This is a genomic window from Actinacidiphila guanduensis, assembly GCF_900103985.1.
Lineage (GTDB): Bacteria > Actinomycetota > Actinomycetes > Streptomycetales > Streptomycetaceae > Actinacidiphila > Actinacidiphila guanduensis.
The window spans coordinates 527,244-545,700 of the sequence record NZ_FNIE01000003.1; the positions used below are offsets into that span (position 1 = coordinate 527,244).

The window sequence follows — 18,457 nt, forward strand, 5'->3', positions numbered from 1 at the left end:
TCCGCCGCCTCTTCCGGCGCCGGCCCCTCTCGGTGACCACCCTGCCGGGGGCGGCCCTTGCCGGTCCAAGACCCACGGTGATAACCATCGGTTATGGACGTGCACGGGCGGGACCTGCGCTACTTCGTGGCCGTCGCCGAGGAGCTGCATTTCACCCGGGCGGCCGAGCGGCTGTTCGTCTCGCAGCCCGCGCTGAGCAAGCAGGTCAGGGCGCTGGAGCGGCAGTTGGGCGCCGAGTTGCTGGTGCGCGACCGGCACGGGGTGGCGCTCACCGCGGCGGGCGCCGCGCTGCTGCCGCACGCGCGGGCGGTGCTCGCCGCCTGGGAGCAGGCCGCACAGGCGGTCGAGGCGGCCAAGGCCGCGCAGCGCGCCACCTTGGTGGTCGGCATGAGCACGAGCCCGGGACGCGGCGGCCTGCTGCCCGCCGTCCGCTCGCGGTTCGCCGCGGCGCACCCCGAGGCGTCGCTGCGGCTGCGCCACGTGGGCTGGCAGGACCCGACCGCGGGCCTGGCCGACGGCACCAGCGACGTCGCCTTCGTCTGGCTGCCGCTGCCCGACGAGCACCGCTACGGGTACGCGGTCGTCGCCGAGGAGCCGCGGCTGGTCGCCTTCCCCGACGGGCACCGGCTCGCGGCCGCGGACCCGAGCGAGCCGGTGGACTTCGCCGCGCTGCTGGACGAGCCGTTCCTCGCCTTGCCGCCCTCCGCCGGCCCGCTGCGCGACTACTGGCTCGCGCTCGAGGCCCGCGGGGGCCACCCGGCCCGGGTGGGGGCGGAGATCGCGTCCAACGAGGAGACGTACGAGGCGCTCGTCGCAGGGCTCGGCGTCGTCCTGCTCGCGGCCGGCAACGCGCCGCTCATCACGCTCGGCGGGGTGCGCACCCGGCCGGTGCGGGGCATCTCCCCCAGCCGCTTCGCCGTCGCCTGGCCCCGCGGCAAGGCCGGCCCCCTGGTCCGCGCGTACGTCACCGCGGCCCGCCTGGCCACCGGGACGACCCCCGGGGACCACGACGAGCCGCCCGGCGGACCGTGAACCGCCGAGCGGGCGGCGTTGCCGTGCAGGAGGGGCGGGCGGCTCGGGCAGCGGAAGTGTGCGGCCCCAGGGCCGCGGACGTCCCGCGCGGGTCCCGCTGACCGCGAGGGACGGGGGCTCCGGCGACCCGGGCTCCGGCGACCGGCACTGCCCCTGCCGTAGGGCCCACGGAGGGCTCCGGCAGCTCCGGCAGCTCCGGCAGCTCCGGCAGCTCCGGCAGCTCCGGCAGCTCCGGCAGCTCCGGCAGCGGAAGCATGCGAGCCACTGTCTCGGGCCGACCCGCACGGTTCCCCCTTCCCGCGAGCGGGAGTCGGGCTCCGACGACCGGCGGTGCCCCGGTCCTAGATGCCCGCGGCTGCCTCGGATGTGGCCGGGGTGCCCAGGGCGTTGCGGCGGGCCGGCATCGTGAGGGTGGTCATGCGGCGCCAGCCGTGCACGCGCTCGTAGAGATACGTGGCGTGGATGCCGGCGCGCAGGGCGGCGGCGGTGGCCGCCGACCAGCCGAGGATGCGGCCCATGCGGGCCATGACCGCCAGGCTCACCTCGCGGTGCACCCGGATCTCCGCGAGCGCGCACTCGCGCAGGATGCGCCGGATCGTCCCCCGGTGCCCCTCGGCGGACAGCCGCAGCAGCTCCTCGTGGCAGTAGGCGAGGTGGTTGTCCTCGTCGGCCGAGATCTGCCGGACCGCCTTGCCGATCTCCGGGTGGTCGGCGAAGTGCCGTTCCAGCAGCCCCATTTGCTCCGAGGCGCGCTGCTCGGTGACCCGGCTGTGCGCGAGGTAGGTCACGATGTCCAGCTCGGTCAGCGGCTCGTCGCGCCGCAGCCGCGCGTGGGCGAGGCCGATCCCGGCCCGCTCCAGCAGCATCGTGTAGTCCGTCTCGGGCGGCACGGCCACCGGCTCCAGGCCGCGCTTGCGCAGCAGCCCGGTGAAGATCCGGCCGTGCTTGTCCTCGTCCGCGCCGTGCCGGGCGATCTTGGGCGCCAGCTCGCGCTGGGTGGGCGGCACCAGGGCCGCGATCCGCCCGTTCTCCCAGCCGCCCTGCGCCTCGCCGCTGGCCGCGATCGAGCAGAAGAGCCGATAGGCGTCGTCATTGTCCAGGATCGCCGTGAACAGTCCGCGCACCGACAGCATCGTGTACTCCTCTCGACCGCCTTACCCCCGTCCGGCACAAGTCAAAGTCCGACACGCACCGACCGCAACCGGACGCCTACCGAACGTCACCCGAACGGCTCCGGACCCGAACGGCCGCGGGCCCGCCACCGCACGGCGGGGTGCGGCGGCGGGCCCGGGCCGGCTGGGGCGTTGCGGCGGCGGTCAGAAGACGCGGATCGGGGTCTGCGCGGGCGCGGCCAGCAGGTCGGCGATCTCGTCGTCCAGGCGGACCAGCGTCAGCGAGGCGCCGGCCATGTCGAGCGAGGTGCAGTACTCCCCCACGTACGAGCGCCGGACCTCGATGCCGCGCTCGGCCAACTGCCGGTGCGCCAGGCCGTAGACGAGGTAGAGCTCGCCGATCGGGGTGCCGCCCAGGCCGTTGGCCATCAGCGCGACCTGGTCGCCGGAGACGAACGGCAGGTCGTCCACCACCGCGGTCAGCAGCTCGCGCACGTGCGCCTCGGCCGGCTGGAGGGGCTCGCGGCGGCGGCCCGGCTCGCCGTGGATGCCGACGCCCATCTCCACCTTGTCGGCGGGCAGGTCGAAGAGCGGGGAGCCCTTGGCCGGCGGGGTGCAGGCGGTCAGCGCCATGCCCATCGTCCGGGTGACGGAGTTGACCTTCTCGCCGATCCGCACCAGCTCGTCCAGGTCCGCGCCCCGTTCGGCCGCCGCGCCGACCGCCTTCAGCACGAAGAAGTTGCCGGCCACCCCGCGCCGCCCGACGGTGTACGTCGAGTCCTGCACGGCCACGTCGTCGTCCACGAACAGGGTGCGCACGTCGATCCCGTCGGCCTGCGACAGCTCCTCGGCCATCTCGAAGGCCATCCGGTCGCCGGTGTAGTTGTTCACCAGCAGCAGCACGCCCTTGGGCGAGGCGACGAGCTTGACCGTCTCGTAGACGTAGTCGGCCGGCGGCGCCGCGAAGACGTCGCCGGGACAGGCCGCGTCCAGCATGCCCGGGCCCACGCTCATCACGTGCGCCGGCTCGTGGCCGGAGCCCGAGCCCTGCACGATGGACACCTTGCCCTCCTGGGGCGCGTCCGCACGCATGATCAGGTTGTACTCCGGCACGTAGCGCAGGGTGTCCGGGTTGGCCAGGGCCAGCCCCTGGAGCATCTCCGCCACGTAGTTCTTGGGGTCGTTGACGAACTTCTTCATGGGCTCGCTCCCTCACTCTCCCCGAGTGCCTTCGGGCCTCGCGTCAGCCGCGGGCGCCCCACTCCGCCGCGATCCGCTCGGCCATCACCGCCACCGCGACCGCGCCCGGGTCCGGCGAGCCGATGCTGCGCTCGCCGGTGTAGCTCTGCCGGCCGCGCCTGGCCAGCATCGGCGTGGTGGCGTCCGCGGCGCTGCGGGCCGCCGACGCGGCGACCGCGGCCAGCTCCGCACCGCCGCCCCCGCCGGAGTGCAGCTGCTTGTCGAGCGCGTCGGTCATCGGGATCAGCGCGTCCAGCAGCGTCTTGTCGCCGAGGTCGGACTTGCCGCGCGCCTTGATGCCCTCGGCGGCGGCCCGCAGCATCGCCACGGCGTCGTCGCCGGTCAGGTCGGCAAAGGAGGCCCGGTCCCGTACCGCGCCGGCCGCCCGCAGGAAGGCGGTGCCCCACAGCGGGCCCGACGTGCCGCCCACCCGCTTGGAGATCACCAGGGCGGTCTGCTTGAGGAAGTCCGAGGGCGAGCCGCGGTCGAGGGTGTCCCAGTCGGCCAGCACGATCTCGAAGCCGCGGGCCAGCGAGTAGCCGAAGTCGCCGTCGCCGGCGACCGCGTCCAGCTCGCCGAACACGCGCTCGTTGTCCACGGCCGTGTGGGCGATGGTCGCGACCACGAACTCCAGGTCGCTGGGGGAAGACGAGGGTGATGACATGGCTCTCCGGCTCCTCAGTGCGGCCCGGTTCCGGGGTTCTTGGCGGCAAGGCCGATCAGGGCGGCGAGGTCGGCCAGGCGGACGTAGGGGCGCGGGTCGATGCCGAAGGGGTCGGCCAGGACCTCGGTGGTGACGGCGCCGGAACCGTCCGGGCCGTCCCCGCCCCGCAGATCCTGGGTGCCCGCGCCGCCCGCCTCGGGTCCGGCGGGGTCGCCCAGGGTGCTGACGACCAGCGCGGCGCCGGTGAAGTCCTCCTGGCCGGTGTAGGCGCTGGTGGTGACCGTGCAGGGCAGGCCGGCAGCGAGCGCGGCGAGCATCCCGTTGCGGCTGTCCTCGACCACCATGGTCTGCGCCGGGTCCAGGCCCATCCGCTCGGCCGCGTAGGCGTAGATGTCCGGCGCGGGCTTCTTGCGCGGCACCACGTCGCCGGCGAACACGCTGAAGTGCGCGGCCAGTTCGGGCCCGGCGGCCAAGTCCAGCACGGCCCGTACGGAGGGCTCGGCCGAGGTGGAGGCGACCGCGAGCGGCCAGCCAGCGGCGTGCGCCTCGGCAGCGATCCGGCGTACGCCCGGCCGGGGCGGGATGGCGCCGCCGGCGATGATGCCGGTGTAGATCTCGGTCTTGCGCCGGTGCCAGCGGGCCACCTCGGTGCCGAGCGCGTCGGGGTCGGAGGGCAGGCCCACCTTGGCGATGAAGTCCGGGGTCAGCAGCGTCTTCATGCGCTCCTTGCCGCCGCCGACCTTCACCAGTTCGGCGTAGTCGGCGTCGCTCCAGCGCACCGGCAGCCCGAACTCCTGGAAGGTCTGGTTGAAGGCGGGCAGGTGGCCGTAGCGCTCGGTGTCGGCGAGGACGCCGTCGCAGTCGAAGACCAGCGCGGGCGGCACGGCGCGTCACCCGGCCCGGCCGGCGCTGCCGAAGAGCGTCATCAGGGAGCCGGCCAGCTCGACGACGTCGGCCCGCACCGCGCGGAAGAGGGAGGGCGGGTCCCACTTGTCCTTCTCCTCGGCGGCGCGCAGGAACGCCAGGTTGGACTTCATGTACGTCTCCTTCAGCGCGGTGGAGATGTTGACCTTCGCGCAGCCGCGGCCGATCAGGTCGCGGAACTGCTCGTCGGACAGCCCGCTGCCGCCGTGCAGCGCGATGGGCAGCGGGTGGGCCGCGACGAGGTCGGAGACCCGCTGGAAGTCCAGGACGGGGGCGCGCTTGTAGGAGCCGTGGGCGTTGCCGATGGCGGGGGCGAAGACGTCCACCCCGGTGGTGCGCAGGAAGTCCAGCGCGACGGCGAGGTCCTGCTGGGCGGCGGCGGTGTCGGAGCCGATGTCGTCCTCCACGCCGGTGATCGACTCGATCTCGCCCTCGACGTCGGCGCCGTGCCGGCGGGCCTCGGCGACGACCTCGACGGTCTGCCGGGTGTTCTCGGCCACCGGCATCCGGGAGGCGTCGAAGAGCACGGAGTTCCAGCCGCGCTCCAGGCACTCGGTGATCACGGCCCGCTCCGGGCAGTGGTCCAGGTGCAGGGTGACGGGGACGTCGATACCGTCCGTCATCGCCGTCCACATCCGGTACAGCACGTCGCTGCCGATCGACTTCACCGTCTTGACGGAGGTCTGCACGATCAGCGGCGAGCGCCGCTCCACGGCCGCGGCGAGCACGGCCTCCAGCGTCAGGTCGTTGAAGATGTTGATGGCCGGCACGCCGTACCGCTTGTCGAACGCGTCAGCCAGGATCTCTCGCAGCGGCACGACGGACACATTCGCCTCCAGCGCTCGGGGGCCGGGCCACTTCCATTCGACGCCCCCGCCCGCCACCCCGCCACTCGAACACGAAGCGCTCCCCGCGGGCAGGAGGGGTGCACGCTGGTGCGGTGGCGGCGAGTACGGCGTTTCCTGCGAGCGCCGCGGTTGTGAAGGGGGCGGCTGGGATCGCGGTGTCCGTCGAGCCCTGCCGGGAGCGCTCACGCGCTGGTGGTGGTGGTGGGCGGCGCGGCGGGGTGGGGGGCCCGTCGCGCCGCTGTTCACCGTGGGGGGATCACTGTGGGGGGATGACCGGGGTTGGTGGGTGGTGCGGTGGGTGCTGTGGGTGCCGTGGGGGGGGTCAGTTTGTGGTGCAGGTGAGGGTGGGGGGTGGGGTGGGGGTGCCGCCGTTGACGACGTAACCGAAGGTGGTGGAGGCGTTGGGGGCGAGCTGGCCGTTGTAGGGGGCGTTGGTGGCGGTGGTCTGGCTGCCCGAGGTGCCCTGGACGGCGTTCCACAGTGAGGCAATCGTGGAGCCCGACGGTTGGGTCCAGGCGACCTTCCAGCCCGAGATGGTGCTGCTGCTGGTGTTGGTGACCGTGACCTGTGCCTGGTAGCCGCCCGTCCAGGCGTTCACCGACGCGAACACCGCCGAGCACCCCGACCCACCGGAACCACCCGTCGAACCCGACGTCGTACCCGAGGTCGTGCCGGACGTGGTGCCGCTCGTCGTACCCGACGACGCCCCACTCGACGTACCGGACGTCGTGCCCGAACTCGTACCCGCCGACGTACCCGAACTCGTGCCGCTCGACGTACCGGACGACGTACCGGACGAAGTCCCGCTCGACGTACCCCCGTTCGTCGCCCCCGTGCCGTCCAGGCCGAAGAACGCGATCGCCTTCGCCGCCATGCCGCTTGTCGGCAGCACATGGCCCGCGCCCTGGACGCTGATCCCCTCGACCGGCGGCTGCGTGCCCGCGTCACCGTAGCGGGTGCGGGTCCAGGTGGACTGGGGGTGATCGGTGAGGACCGGCGTCTGACTCACACCGAGCACGTTCGTCCACTGCTTGATCTCCTCCCCGAAGTTCGGGTAGGCGAGCGTGGTGTCCGCGGTGCCGTGCCACAGCTGCATGCGCGGCCGCGGGCCGCTGTAGCCAGGGTCGGCCGCCCGTACCAGGTCGCCCCATTGCTGCGGGGTCTTGATCGACTGGCCGCTGGAGCACGTGCTGTTCCAGGACGACCCGTCGGTCGTGGCGAAGCAGCCGAACGGCACCCCCATGAAGGCGGCGCCGGCCTTGAAGACGTCCGGGTAGTCGCCGAGCAGGACGTTGGTCATCATCGCGCCCGAGGACGCGCCGGTGACGTAGACGCGTGAGGCGTCGCCCCCGTAGTGCTGCTCGGTGTACGTGACCATCGACATGATGCCGACCGGGTCGCTGCCGCCGCCGCGCTTGAGCGCCTGCGGCGAGGAGACGTCGAAGCAGCTGCCGCTGCGGGTGGCCGACGGGTAGACGACGATGAAGCCGAACTGGTCGGCGAGTGAGGCGAATTCGGTGCCCGAGTAGAAGCCGGGGCCCGAGCCGGTGCACTGGTGGACGGCGACCAGGATCGCCGGATGGGCCGGGGCGCTGTTCGGCACGTAGACGTACATGCGCAGGTTGCTGGGGTTGTCACCGAAGCCGGTGACCTCGGTGAGCGAGGCCGCGCTGGCCCTGGTGGCCGAGGTCGCGGCGAGCAGGAGCGCCGCGATCAGCGGCACGACACCCATGAGCAGGGCGACGAGCAGCCGTCTGCTGCTCCTCTTCCGGGGCATGGCGGATGGTGTCCTTTCCGGGACCCGCCGTCCGCCGACGGGCCTCTCCTTCCCGGCGGCGGACGGCGTGTTGTGGGGGGATGGTCGGCCTTGCGGCCGCGGCGAAAAGTTTCGACACCTCTGCGAATGTTTCGGGAAACGGTAGGGGCGCCGCGGGCGCGCGTCAAGGCGTGTGACGACGGTGTGAAGCGAGCCGTCACTCAAAGTCCTGCTGCTGCGCCCGAAGTTGGGCGTCGCCCGTGCGCTTCTCCCCAATATCGGCCGGGCAATGGACGGTTCAGCCGGTGCGACCCGAACTACTGCTGGCGGGTCGTAAGTTTCCCGGCGATTTCGGAAACGCACCGTTGACGTTCGGCCCGGTGCGGAGCCAGACTCGTCAGCGATCGACACCCGACCACGCCGTGCAGCGGCCTCCTCCCGTGGTCGGCCGCACCCTCGCGAATGGTTTCCCCCCACTCGCCCACCCGGTGTCGCCCTCACCAGCAACGCCGGACCGGGCCAACCGGAAGACGAGGTCGTAGTGATCCCTGCATCCCCCCACCCCCTGGAGCCGGGCGCAAGACGCGTACGCCGCAAGGGCGTTCGGCTGGCACTCGGCGCGGTCACGGCCGGCGCGGTGGCCGCCGCCGGCCTGCTGACGACGGCCGGCACCGCGCACGCCGCCAGTACCCTGGGCGCCTCCGCGGCCGCCTCGGGCCGCTACTTCGGCACCGCGGTGGCCGCGAGCCACCTGGGCGAGGCGCAGTACGCGTCCACGCTGGACACCGAGTTCAACGCGGTGACCCCCGAGAACGAGATGAAGTGGGACGCCACCGAGAGCACCCAGGGCGTCTTCACCTACTCCGCAGCCGACCAGATCGTCGCCCACGCGCAGGCCCAGAACATGAAGATCCGTGGGCACACGCTGGTCTGGTACTCCCAACTGCCCGGCTGGGTCAGCGGGTTGTCGGCCAGCGCGCTGCAGAGCGCGATGGACAACCACATCACGTCGCTGATGACCCACTACAAGGGCAAGATCTACGCGTGGGACGTGGTCAACGAGGCGTTCCAGGACGGCGGGAGCGGCGCCCGGCGCAGCTCGCCCTTCCAGGACAAGCTCGGCGACGGCTACATCGAGCACGCGTTCCGCACCGCGCGGGCCGCCGACCCCAACGCCAAGCTCTGCTACAACGACTACAACATCGACGGCATCAACGCGAAGAGCACGGCCGTCTACAACATGGTCAAGGACTTCAAGGCGCGCGGCGTGCCGATCGACTGCGTCGGCTTCCAGGGGCACTTCAACAGCGCCTCGCCGATGACGTCCGACTACCAGGCCAACCTCCAGCGGTTCGCCGACCTCGGCGTCGACGTCCAGATCACCGAACTCGACGTGGCCGGCTCCGGCACCGCCCAGGCCGACAGCTACACCAAGGTCGTCCAGGCGTGCATGGCGATCCAGCGCTGCACGGGCATCACGGTGTGGGGCATCACCGACAAGTACTCGTGGCGCAGCAGCGACACGCCCCTGCTGTTCGACGGCAACTACAGCAAGAAGCCGTCGTACACGGCGGTGCTGAACGCGTTGAACGGTACGGGTACGGGGGCGACGAACGGGGGGACGTCGAGCGGGACTTCGTCCGGTACGTCGTCCGGTACGTCGAGCGGCACGAGTTCGGGTACGTCGGCGGGTACGAGTTCGGGCACGACGTCCGGGACTTCGTCCGGTACGTCGTCGGGTACGACGAGCGGCACCACGTCCGGCACGACCTCGGGTACGACGAGCGGCACGACCTCGGGTACGACGGGTGGTTCCGGTGGGTCGGGGTGCTCGGCGGTGTTCGCGTCGGTGAACGCCTGGACGGGCGGCTACCAGGCACAGGTCACGGTCACCAACACCAGCAGCAGCACCATCTCGGGCTGGAAGGTCGCCTGGACCCAACCCTCCGGCTCCACGATCGCGTCACTGTGGAACGCCGTCCAGGGAACCTCCGGCAGCCAGACCACCGCCACCAACGCCCCCTACAACGGCCAGCTCGCCCCCAACGCCTCCACCACCTTCGGCTACGTCGTCAACGGCGGCACCCCCACCCCACCCCCCACCCTCACCTGCACCACAAACTGACCCCCCCACAGCACCCACCGCACCACCCACCAACCCCGGTCATCCCCCCACAGTGATCCCCCCACGGTGAACAGCGGCGCGACGGGCCCCCCACCCCGCCGCGCCGCCCACCACCAAAACAAACCCGGCGAGCCAGCAGTGGCAGCGAGCCACGAGTCGGAGACGATCTCCATGACGTCGTGCTCCTCGTCGGCCTTGCTTCGTGAGCGACACAGCTACACGAAGTGGCCGTTGGAGACTCGGGTGGCGGACTGCTTGAGCCTGGTGAGGAGGGGGACCGCCTCGACGTGGAGGACTCCGGGGAGGCCGCCCAGCTGTTCGGTGACGTAAGTGAAGAGCTCCGCGCTGTCGCGGCAGGTCACCGCCGCCACGACGTTCGCCGAACCCGTCACCGCGGCGACCCAGCTGGTCTGCCGGTGCGAGGACAGTGCCTCGCAGACGGGGACGATGAGGTTCGGGGCGACCTGGAGGAGCAGCGTCGCCGAGATCCGGTAGCCGAACGCTTCCAGCATCACGTCCACGTCCACGCTGACCGCGCCGCTGTCCAGGAGTGTCTGGAGCCGGCTTCTGACGCGGGACAGCGGCCAGTTGAGCGTACGGGACAGCGCGGACGCGGTGGCCCTGCCGTCTCGGCGCAGCTCATCGATGAGGGCACGGTCCTCGGCGAGCACATGACCGTACGCCTCCTGCCGCCGGGAGGGATCGCGCCCCTGCAGGAGATGCCGTTTCGCCTCCTCGCCCAGCGGCTCGTCGAACCCGGACCACTCGGCGGGGCCTCCGGAGTACGAGTGCAGCACCAGGTACGTGCTGAACGAGAGCACCTCCGCCGTGTGCGAGATCCGCGGCAGCACTCCCGTTCCACAGGCGGCGTCGGCCGGGAGGGTCGTCGTGCACATCAACTCGGCACCGCCTGAGTGCAGCGCGACCCAGGAGACGTCGTCGCGCGCGGCGAGCACCTCGCCCAGGTGGGCTGCGGCTGCCGGCCGGCACTGGAGCCGCAGCAGCCAGAGCCCGCGCCGGGCCGAGGCAGTCGCCTCACTGACCAGTACGCGGAGCACCCCCGCCTCGTGCATGGCGCGGTAGCGGCGAGTGGCGGTCTGCTCCGACACCCCGACCACCTCCGCGATCCGCCGCATCGGGGCCCGGCCGTCGAGCATCAGAGATTGGAGGATTTGCTGATCCATGACGTCCACGGGCGTATTTTAGACGTGTTCTCCGCGACTTCATGGAAGTAGCTGCTGCAAATCGCCCGACCCCTGGGGCGACCGGGACCGTGTGGCCAACAATCGGCCCATGAGCGTTTTGAACCACCAGATCGTCCGGTCCCGCGACGCCGGGGCCTCGGCCCGCTTCCTGGCCGACATGCTCGGCTTCGAACCCCCGGTATCCCTCGGCCACTTCGTGATGGTGCAGGTCAGCCCGGACGTCACCTTCGACTTCATGACGACCGAGGACACCATCGCGCCCCAGCACTACGCCTTCCTGGTCAGCGAGGACGAGTTCGACGCGATCTTCGGCCGGATACAGGAGCGCGGCCTCGCCTACTGGGCGGACCCACGCCACCAGCTCGCGGGAGCCGTCAACCGCCTCGATGACGGCCGCGGCGTCTACTTCGACGACCCGAGCGGCCATGAGCTGGAGATCATCACGCGCCCGTACGGCAGCGGGGGCCTCACCGCCGAGCACGTCAACCCGCTGCTCACCGAAGAGTTGACGGCGAACGGGAAGCTCCCGGACCTTCCCGCACCGGGCCGTTGAGCGAATCTTTGAGCGCACCGCCGACCGGGCCACCGAACTCCCGAGCGAGCAGCCCCATCCCTACCCCATCCGAAAGCCGTGCCATGCCCCGATTCACCGAACTGGACCCGCGCGTCACCCTCGCCGACCAGCTGGACGAGGGCGGCGGCCCGGTCGTCCTGGTCAACATCCTGCGTGTGGCCCCCGAGGACGTGGACCAACTGCTCCTGGCCTGGTCCACCGACGCGGCCGCCCTGAAGAAGCAACCCGGCTTCATCTCCACCCAGTTGTACCGCGGCATCGCCGGCAGCAGCACCTTCCTCAACCACGCCGTATGGGAGTCGACGGCCCATTACCGGACGGCCCGCCTCGACACCACCACCCGAGCAGCCGCCCGCGCCCTCTACCCGCCCAGCCTCACCGCCACCCCCCACCTCTTCCGTAAACACCCCGTCCCAGGAATCTGCGTCGCCTGAACCCACGGCAGCCAAGGTGTGCATTGGGTTCCGACGGGGGTTCACGGCTGTCCTGCGGACAGGCTGCGGACCGGTCGGGCGGGCCGCGGAAGCGAAAAGGCGTGGTGCCCAAGCCGAGCCCTCAACGAGACTCCGGGGGTGAGTGACCGACACCCCTACCCCTGCTGCGTGCACCGCGTGTGGCTGCCCTGACCGAACTCGGCGCCCGCACCCCCGTCGTCCCGCCGCTCACCGCGCGCCTACGAGCCGCCGCCGCGGACGACGCCCCAGGCTTGCCCTCGACCCACTTCGCCGAGGTCGTCAACGACCTGGCCGACCATGCCCAGGTGATCCTCTACTCGCAGTTCTGGCGGGTGGACGCCGGCCGCACAGACGGCATATCCGGCACCGGTCTGGACTGGGAACTCGACTGGACCGCGCCCTGGGAGCACCTGGTCGAGGAGTCCCGCACGTGGTCCCTGCTGGAAGCCTCCGAAGCCCCCGTCGGCGACACCATCTTCGTCGCCCCCACGTGGATGGACCGTACCGACCTGTACCCGGAGAGGTGACCGATGCCGTCCCAGCACCCCGAGGAAATCGGCTACGGCTACGTCATCGAGCGCTACGTGACGAGGAAGGACCCGGGCCGCGCGCGCTACCTCGTCCTGAAAAGTGGTCGATTCCTGCGGCCCGAGTGGCCTCACGCCGAACGTTTCGCCCATCACCTCATCGACGACTCGGTCACGATCACCGATGCCGAACTGGAGGCCCTCCTCGGATACGAGTGGCGCTCACGCCTCACCGCCGCCTGGCTGATCGGCGTGGGCCGACGCGCCACGTTTCGCGAACGCCTCGGCGACCTGCTCCTGGCCGGCGAGTTCTGTTTCTCCGGGGGCGCCTACTGCTTCGCCCTGGCCCGCTTCGGCACCCACGCGGACGCCGAGATCCTCACCGCCTATCTCGAGCACTACCTCCCCCGCACCGACCTCCGCTACGACCAACCCGCCGCCTTGGGTGCCCTCCTGCGCCTCGACGCCCACCTCGGCACCCACCGAGCCGACCGCTTCACCCAGCCCGGTGGCCTGTGGGAGCAGTGGGTCAATGCCCTCGCTCACCTCCGCGACCACCCCGCCTTCGCCCCTGTCGCGTGTCACCGCCGGACGGACCTCCAATGCGATTTCGCCAACGGCTGGACCAGGCCGTAGCCGCAGCCGATGAGCTGCAGCACGACTCCACGGACCCCCTTGGCTGCCGGCCCACATGGACTTCAGCGGCTCAAAATGGGCCACCGCAGATGAGTTCGTGGAGCGGTTGACGGCCAAGGGACCGAGGCCCGAGCACTTGACCGGGATCACGACGTGGGTCCCGCACCTGTCCAGGGCCCGAGCCGCTTGATGACTGACAGACGGCCTTCCGCTCGAATGACTACACGTTGAAGCGGAACTCCACGACGTCGCCGTCCTGCATGACGTAGTCCTTGCCCTCCATGCGGGCCTTGCCGCGGGCGCGGGCCTCGGGGACGGAGCCCGCGGCTACGAGGTCGTCGTAGGAGATGACCTCCGCCTTGATGAAGCCGCGCTGGAAATCCGTGTGGATGACGCCCGCCGCCTCGGGAGCCGTGGCCCCGCGCTTGATGGTCCACGCGCGGGCCTCCTTGGGGCCCGCGGTGAGGTACGTCTGCAGGCCGAGCGTTTCGAAGCCGACCCGGGCGAGCGTCGCCAGGCCCGGCTCCTGCGCGCCCACCGACTCCAGCAGCTCCAGGGCGTCCGCGTCGTCCAGCTCCGCTAGGTCCGCCTCCAGCTTCGCGTTGAGGAAGATCGCCTCGGCCGGCGCCACCAGCGCCCGCTGCGCTGCCTTGAAGTCCTCGTCCGTCAGCTCCTCCTCGTCCACGTTGAAGACGTAGAGGAACGGCTTGGTGGTCAGCAGGTGCAGGTCGTGCAGGAGCGCGGCCCGCTCGGTGCCCTGGAGCACGCCCTGGGAGAAGAGGGTGTCCCCCTTGTCCAGGATCTCCTTCGCCTCCTCGACCGCCGCGACCTTCGGCGCCACGTCCTTCTTGATCCGCGACTCCTTCTGCAGCCGCGGCAGCACCTTCTCGATGGTCTGCAGGTCGGCGAGGATCAGCTCGGTGTTGATCGTCTCGATGTCGTCCTTGGGCGAGACCTTGCCGTCCACGTGGACCACGTTCTCGTCCTTGAACGCCCGGATGACCTGGCAGATCGCGTCCGACTCGCGGATGTTGGCGAGGAACTTGTTGCCCAGCCCCTCGCCCTCGGAGGCACCGCGCACGATGCCGGCGATGTCCACGAAGTCCACCGTGGCCGGCAGCACCCGGGCCGAGCCGAAGATCTCCGCCAGCCGGTCCAGCCGCGGGTCCGGCACGCCGACCACGCCGACGTTCGGCTCGATGGTGGCGAACGGGTAGTTGGCCGCCAGCACGTCGTTCTTGGTCAGGGCGTTGAAGAGCGTCGACTTGCCGACGTTCGGCAGACCGACGATTCCGATGGTGAGCGACACGTGACGACTTCCCGTAGGCGCGGAGGGGGTGGACCGGCTCCAAGTCTACGGGCCGGGCCCGCCTCACCCGGACGGCCGAGCGCCCCGACACCCGCCCGCCCGGGTTCCCAGACACCCACGCGGGCACTCGCGGCACCGCTCCACCGGGACGCCCACCGGGCACCGGACCAGGCCGCGCGTCTCGAACAGCGCGCCCAGCCGGGCGAATCCGCGTGTCCCGGCCCTGCGTACACCACTTTTCGTGCCTACGTTGGGTAGGTGGACCAACACAGTACGCGTACGGGCACCGCCCCCCGCCCCGCCCCGGCCGCCGTCCCGGTCCGCCCGGCCGGGCCGGTCGCGGCCGCCGTACGACGGCTGCGCACCCTGCCCGGCGGCGGCAGCACCGGCGGCACGGGAGGTACCGGCGTTGCTGGGGGCGCCGACAGTACGGGGGTAACCAGCGGTACGCAGGCCTGGACAGCCGGCACCACCCGTACCAGCCGCCCAGCCGGCACCGGCCGCACCGGCACCCCCCGCACCGATGGCACCGTCGGCAGCGCCGCCCCGACCCGCGCCGCCCGCGCCCAAACCCCCCGCGCCACCGGCACGACACGCGCTGCGCGCACCCGCACCCGTACCGCCCGCCTCCGCCCCCGCCTCACCGGCCTCGGCACCGCCGCCCTCGTCACCGTGGTCACCGTGCTCGCCGGCCTGCTGGACTCCCTGCTCTTCCACGGCCCCGGCACGTTCTTCGGCGTCGTCTTCGTCCTGGTGTGCGCGGCCGCCGCGGTCTACGTACGGCCCTACGACCTGGTGGCCGCGCCCGTCGCCGCGCCCATCGCCTTCGCCCTGGGCATCGTGCTCACCGCCGACGGCGGCAGCGGCGGCCTCGTCGGGCACCTGGTGGCCGTCTTCACCGGGCTCGCCCTGATGACCGGCTGGCTCTACACCGGCACCGTGCTGGCCGCCGTCATCGTCGGCGTCAGAGCTTTGCGGCAGCCATCGCGGCGCCGACGATCCCGGCGTTGTTCTGCAGCTCCGCGGGGACGATCTCCGCGCTGATCCCGTGGATGTGCGGCAGGAACTTGTCGGGCTTGCGGCTGACCCCGCCGCCGATCACGAACAGGTCGGGCGAGAAGAGCATCTCCACGTGCGCCAGGTACTTCTTCAGCCGGTGCGCCCAGTGCTCCCAGCTCAGCTCCTCGTCCTCGCGGGCCTTGACCGAGGCGCGCCGCTCGGCGTCGTGCCCGTGCAGCTCCAGGTGGCCCAGCTCGGTGTTGGGCACCAGCTTGCCGTCCACGAACAGGGCGCTGCCGATGCCGGTGCCCAGCGTGAGCAGGATGACGGTGCCGCCACGGCCCCGCCCGGCGCCGAAGGTCATCTCGGCGACGCCGGCGGCGTCCGCGTCGTTGAGCACCACCACGGGGCCGCCGAGCCGCTCGCTGAGCAGCTTGCGGGCGTCCACGCCGATCCAGCCGTGGTCGACGTTGGCCGCGGTGCGGGTCACGCCGTCGACCACGACGCCGGGGAAGGTCACCCCGAGCGGGCCGCGGTAGCCGAAGTGCGCGACCACCTCGGCCACGCCCTCGATGACACCCTCCGGCGTGGCCGGGTGCGGTGTGGGCACCTTGCAGCGCTCCTCGGACAGGTCGCCGCGGTCGAGGTCGACCGGCGCGCCTTTGATCCCCGTACCGCCGATGTCCACACCGAACACGTTCATGGCCTCCACGTTAAGGGCGGGTGCTGATCCGCACCTGTCCGAGTCTCGTCACCTGTTGGCTTCCCCGGCGGCGAGCTCCGCACGCAGGTCCCGCCGCAGTTCCTTCGGCAACGAGAACTGGATGGACTCGCGGGCCGAGGTCACCACCGACACATCGCCGAAGCCGCGGGCGGCCAGCCACTCCAGGACGCCCTCGACCAGGATCTCGGGCACCGAGGCGCCGGAAGTGACGCCGATCGTGGAGACGCCCTCCAGCCAGCCCTCCTCGCACTCCTCGGCGAAGTCCACCAGGTGCGCGGCGCCGGCGCCGGCCTGCAGGGCGACCTCCACCAGCCGGATCGAGTTGGAGGAGTTGCGCGAGCCCACCACGATCACCAGGTCGGCCTCGGCGGCGATCTGCTTGATCGCGACCTGGCGGTTCTGGGTGGCGTAGCAGATGTCGTCGCTGGGCGGGGAGACCAGCTGCGGGAAGCGGTCCTTCAGCGCGTCGACGGTCTCCATGGTCTCGTCCACCGACAGCGTCGTCTGGGAGAGCCAGACCACCTTGGACTCGTCGCGCACCTGAACGCCCGCGGCGTCGGCGGGGCCGTCGACCAGGTGGATGCGCTCGGGGGCCTCGCCCATGGTGCCGATGACCTCCTCGTGGCCCTCGTGGCCGATGAGGAGGATGTCGTAGTCGTCCTTGGCGTACCGGACGGCCTCCTTGTGCACCTTGGTGACCAGGGGGCAGGTCGCGTCGATGGAGGCGAGCTTCCGCTCGGCGGCCTCGTCGTGGACGACGGGCGCCACGCCGTGCGCGGAGAAGATGACGATGGAGCCCTCGGGCACCTCTTCGGTCTCGTCGACGAAGACGGCGCCCTTCTTCTCCAGGGTCTGCACGACGTACTTGTTGTGCACGATCTGCTTGCGCACGTAGACCGGGGCGCCGTACTGCTCCAGCGCCTTCTCGACGGTGATGACGGCACGGTCCACGCCAGCGCAGTACCCGCGGGGGGCGGCGAGCAGGACACGGCGGGTGGAGTCAGAGCTCATGGGCCCATCGTACGGGGCTGCCCCGCGCTGTCCGAGGGGCGCACTAGGGTGCGGTCATGGCTCTGGAAACCTCGGCGGACGCGCCGATCCCGGTCGGCGAGGTGTCGCGGCTGATCGGGGGGTGGATCGACCGGCTGGGCGCGGTGTGGGTCGAGGGGCAGATCACCGAGCTGTCGCGGCGCCCGGGCGCGGGTGTGGTCTTCCTGACCCTGCGCGACCCCTCGCGCAACGTCTCGCTGTCGGTGACGTGCTTCCGCGGGGTGTACGAGCAGGTGGCCGATGTGGTCGGCGAGGGCGCGCGGGTGGTGGTGCACGCCAAGCCGGAGTGGTACGGGCCGCGCGGCACCCTGTCGCTGCGGGCGAGCGAGATCCGGCCGGTCGGCATGGGCGAACTGCTGGTGCGGCTGGAGCAGTTGAAGAAGGCCCTGGCGGCGGAGGGGCTCTTCGACCCCGCCCGCAAGCGCCCGCTGCCCTTCCTGCCGGGGCTGATCGGCCTGGTCACCGGGCGGGCCTCGGCCGCCGAGCGGGACGTGCGGGAGAACGCGCGGCTGCGCTGGCCCGCGGTGCGCTTCGAGGTGCGCAACGTGCCGGTGCAGGGCGCGACCGCGGTGCCGCGGGTGATCGAGGCGGTCAGGTCGCTGGACGCGCACCCCGAGGTGGACGTGATCGTCGTGGCCCGCGGCGGCGGCAGTGTCGAGGACCTGCTGCCCTTCTCCGACGAGCGGCTGGTGCGGGCGGTGGCGGAGTGCGCGACGCCGGTGGTCTCGGCGATCGGGCACGAGCCGGACAGCCCGCTGCTGGACCTGGTGGCCGACCTGCGCGCCTCGACGCCGACGGACGCCGCCAAGCGGATCGTGCCGGACGTGCGCGAGGAGCTGGCGCGGGTGCGGCTGGTGCGGGACCGGGCGCTGCGGGTGCTGCGGGGCATCATCGAGCGCGAGGAGCGCGGCCTGGAGGCGGCGCTGAGCCGCCCGGCGCTGGCGGCCCCGTACCGGATGGTCGAGGAGCGCGAGGGCGAGGTGGCCGACCGGCTCGGCCGTGCCCGGCGCACCCTGGGCCACCTGCTGGACCGGGCGGACGGGGACCTCGCCCACACCCTGGCCCGGGTGGTCGCCCTCTCCCCCGCGGCCACCCTGAACCGCGGCTACGCGGTGCTCCAGCGCGAGGACGGCTCGGTGGTCCGCACCCCGGAGGGGCTGGGCGCGCGCGAGCCGCTGCGCGCCCGGGTGGCCGGGGGCGCCTTCGGCGTCGAGGTCGCGCCCGACGAGTGACCCCGGCTGCCCCCGGCCGATCCCGGCCGATCCCGACTGACCCGCG

17 protein-coding genes and 1 pseudogene are annotated in these 18,457 nt (G+C 71.9%); 8 read left to right on the forward strand and 10 right to left on the reverse strand.

Annotation, left to right across the window (positions count from 1 at the left end):
- Positions 1-93: 93 nt before the first annotated feature.
- The gene (locus BLR33_RS08570; RefSeq protein ID WP_093783671.1) at positions 94-1,032 is read left to right on the forward strand and encodes a LysR family transcriptional regulator; all 939 of its coding nucleotides are present in this window, start codon (positions 94-96) and stop codon (positions 1,030-1,032) included.
- 341 nt (positions 1,033-1,373) lie between these two features.
- Here BLR33_RS08570 and BLR33_RS08580 read toward each other — a convergent pair whose 3' ends face one another.
- The 6 genes from BLR33_RS08580 to BLR33_RS08605 all read right to left on the reverse strand — a co-directional run bounded on the left by BLR33_RS08580 (position 1,374) and on the right by BLR33_RS08605 (position 7,596).
- Positions 1,374-2,165, reverse strand: coding sequence for a hypothetical protein (locus tag BLR33_RS08580; RefSeq protein WP_093783673.1), 792 nt, complete (start codon positions 2,163-2,165; stop codon positions 1,374-1,376).
- 183 nt (positions 2,166-2,348) lie between these two features.
- Complete coding sequence (gene dhaK, locus BLR33_RS08585) at positions 2,349-3,344, reverse strand: dihydroxyacetone kinase subunit DhaK (protein WP_093783674.1); 996 nt, start codon at positions 3,342-3,344, stop codon at positions 2,349-2,351.
- 43 nt (positions 3,345-3,387) lie between these two features.
- The gene (gene dhaL / locus BLR33_RS08590) at positions 3,388-4,047 is read right to left on the reverse strand and encodes a dihydroxyacetone kinase subunit DhaL (RefSeq protein ID WP_093783675.1); all 660 of its coding nucleotides are present in this window, start codon (positions 4,045-4,047) and stop codon (positions 3,388-3,390) included.
- A 14-nt stretch (positions 4,048-4,061) separates the two neighbouring features.
- On the reverse strand, positions 4,062-4,931 hold the full coding sequence (locus BLR33_RS08595) for an HAD-IA family hydrolase (protein ID WP_093783676.1): 870 nt from the start codon (positions 4,929-4,931) through the stop codon (positions 4,062-4,064).
- Positions 4,932-4,937: 6 nt separating this feature from the next.
- Complete coding sequence (locus BLR33_RS08600; protein WP_093783677.1) at positions 4,938-5,798, reverse strand: class II fructose-bisphosphate aldolase; 861 nt, start codon at positions 5,796-5,798, stop codon at positions 4,938-4,940.
- Positions 5,799-6,141: 343 nt separating this feature from the next.
- A complete protein-coding gene (locus tag BLR33_RS08605; RefSeq protein ID WP_093783678.1) occupies positions 6,142-7,596 on the reverse strand; it encodes an extracellular catalytic domain type 1 short-chain-length polyhydroxyalkanoate depolymerase in 1,455 nt (484 codons plus the stop codon).
- A 586-nt stretch (positions 7,597-8,182) separates the two neighbouring features.
- Here BLR33_RS08605 and BLR33_RS08610 point away from each other — a divergent pair.
- Positions 8,183-9,700: an endo-1,4-beta-xylanase gene (locus tag BLR33_RS08610; protein WP_143031657.1), complete on the forward strand. Its 1,518-nt coding sequence runs from the start codon at positions 8,183-8,185 to the stop codon at positions 9,698-9,700.
- A gap of 215 nt (positions 9,701-9,915) precedes the next feature.
- Here the strand turns inward: BLR33_RS08610 and BLR33_RS08615 are convergent, their stop codons facing one another.
- Positions 9,916-10,884, reverse strand: a complete 969-nt coding sequence (locus tag BLR33_RS08615; protein WP_245771294.1) for an Lrp/AsnC family transcriptional regulator — start codon at positions 10,882-10,884, stop codon at positions 9,916-9,918.
- 109 nt (positions 10,885-10,993) lie between these two features.
- Here BLR33_RS08615 and BLR33_RS08620 point away from each other — a divergent pair.
- From BLR33_RS08620 to BLR33_RS08635, 4 genes and pseudogenes are all read left to right on the forward strand, one after another.
- Positions 10,994-11,371: pseudogene (locus BLR33_RS08620) on the forward strand (VOC family protein); the annotation flags it as partial.
- A 170-nt stretch (positions 11,372-11,541) separates the two neighbouring features.
- Positions 11,542-11,913 carry an antibiotic biosynthesis monooxygenase family protein gene (locus BLR33_RS08625; RefSeq protein WP_093783681.1) on the forward strand — a complete coding sequence of 124 codons (372 nt, stop codon included), beginning with the start codon at positions 11,542-11,544 and terminating at the stop codon, positions 11,911-11,913.
- Positions 11,914-12,092: 179 nt separating this feature from the next.
- Positions 12,093-12,461: a hypothetical protein gene (locus BLR33_RS08630; RefSeq protein WP_245771262.1), complete on the forward strand. Its 369-nt coding sequence runs from the start codon at positions 12,093-12,095 to the stop codon at positions 12,459-12,461.
- A 3-nt stretch (positions 12,462-12,464) separates the two neighbouring features.
- Positions 12,465-13,097 (forward strand): DUF6000 family protein, encoded by a 633-nt coding sequence (locus tag BLR33_RS08635; protein ID WP_176930178.1) that lies wholly within the window; start codon positions 12,465-12,467, stop codon positions 13,095-13,097.
- Between the two features lie 220 nt (positions 13,098-13,317).
- On the opposite strand, the gene ychF is transcribed toward BLR33_RS08635, so the two are convergent.
- Entirely contained in the window at positions 13,318-14,406 is a 1,089-nt protein-coding gene (gene ychF, locus BLR33_RS08640; RefSeq protein ID WP_093783682.1) for a redox-regulated ATPase YchF, read from the reverse strand.
- A 258-nt stretch (positions 14,407-14,664) separates the two neighbouring features.
- On the opposite strand from ychF, the gene BLR33_RS08645 reads away from it, so the two are divergent.
- Positions 14,665-15,450, forward strand: a complete 786-nt coding sequence (locus tag BLR33_RS08645) for a DUF6542 domain-containing protein (RefSeq protein ID WP_093783683.1) — start codon at positions 14,665-14,667, stop codon at positions 15,448-15,450.
- Here the strand turns inward: BLR33_RS08645 and ppgK are convergent.
- Positions 15,371-16,108: a polyphosphate--glucose phosphotransferase gene (ppgK, locus tag BLR33_RS08650; RefSeq protein WP_093783684.1), complete on the reverse strand. Its 738-nt coding sequence runs from the start codon at positions 16,106-16,108 to the stop codon at positions 15,371-15,373. The genes BLR33_RS08645 and ppgK overlap by 80 nt on opposite strands.
- A gap of 48 nt (positions 16,109-16,156) precedes the next feature.
- Positions 16,157-17,140: a 4-hydroxy-3-methylbut-2-enyl diphosphate reductase gene (locus BLR33_RS08655; protein WP_093783685.1), complete on the reverse strand. Its 984-nt coding sequence runs from the start codon at positions 17,138-17,140 to the stop codon at positions 16,157-16,159.
- Between the two features lie 56 nt (positions 17,141-17,196).
- On the opposite strand from BLR33_RS08655, the gene xseA reads away from it, so the two are divergent.
- Complete coding sequence (gene xseA / locus BLR33_RS08660) at positions 17,197-18,411, forward strand: exodeoxyribonuclease VII large subunit (protein ID WP_093783686.1); 1,215 nt, start codon at positions 17,197-17,199, stop codon at positions 18,409-18,411.
- Positions 18,412-18,457: the final 46 nt, after the last annotated feature.

Coding starts and splice junctions, on each gene's coding strand:
- BLR33_RS08570 (WP_093783671.1), top strand. CDS start 94: ATGGACGTGCACGGGCGGGACCTGCGCTACTTCGTGGCCGTCGCCGAG.
- BLR33_RS08580 (WP_093783673.1), bottom strand. CDS start 2,165: ATGCTGTCGGTGCGCGGACTGTTCACGGCGATCCTGGACAATGACGAC.
- dhaK (WP_093783674.1), bottom strand. CDS start 3,344: ATGAAGAAGTTCGTCAACGACCCCAAGAACTACGTGGCGGAGATGCTC.
- dhaL (WP_093783675.1), bottom strand. CDS start 4,047: ATGTCATCACCCTCGTCTTCCCCCAGCGACCTGGAGTTCGTGGTCGCG.
- BLR33_RS08605 (WP_093783678.1), bottom strand. CDS start 7,596: ATGCCCCGGAAGAGGAGCAGCAGACGGCTGCTCGTCGCCCTGCTCATG.
- BLR33_RS08615 (WP_245771294.1), bottom strand. CDS start 10,884: ATGGATCAGCAAATCCTCCAATCTCTGATGCTCGACGGCCGGGCCCCG.
- BLR33_RS08625 (WP_093783681.1), top strand. CDS start 11,542: ATGCCCCGATTCACCGAACTGGACCCGCGCGTCACCCTCGCCGACCAG.
- BLR33_RS08635 (WP_176930178.1), top strand. CDS start 12,465: ATGCCGTCCCAGCACCCCGAGGAAATCGGCTACGGCTACGTCATCGAG.
- ppgK (WP_093783684.1), bottom strand. CDS start 16,108: ATGAACGTGTTCGGTGTGGACATCGGCGGTACGGGGATCAAAGGCGCG.
- BLR33_RS08655 (WP_093783685.1), bottom strand. CDS start 17,140: ATGAGCTCTGACTCCACCCGCCGTGTCCTGCTCGCCGCCCCCCGCGGG.
- xseA (WP_093783686.1), top strand. CDS start 17,197: ATGGCTCTGGAAACCTCGGCGGACGCGCCGATCCCGGTCGGCGAGGTG.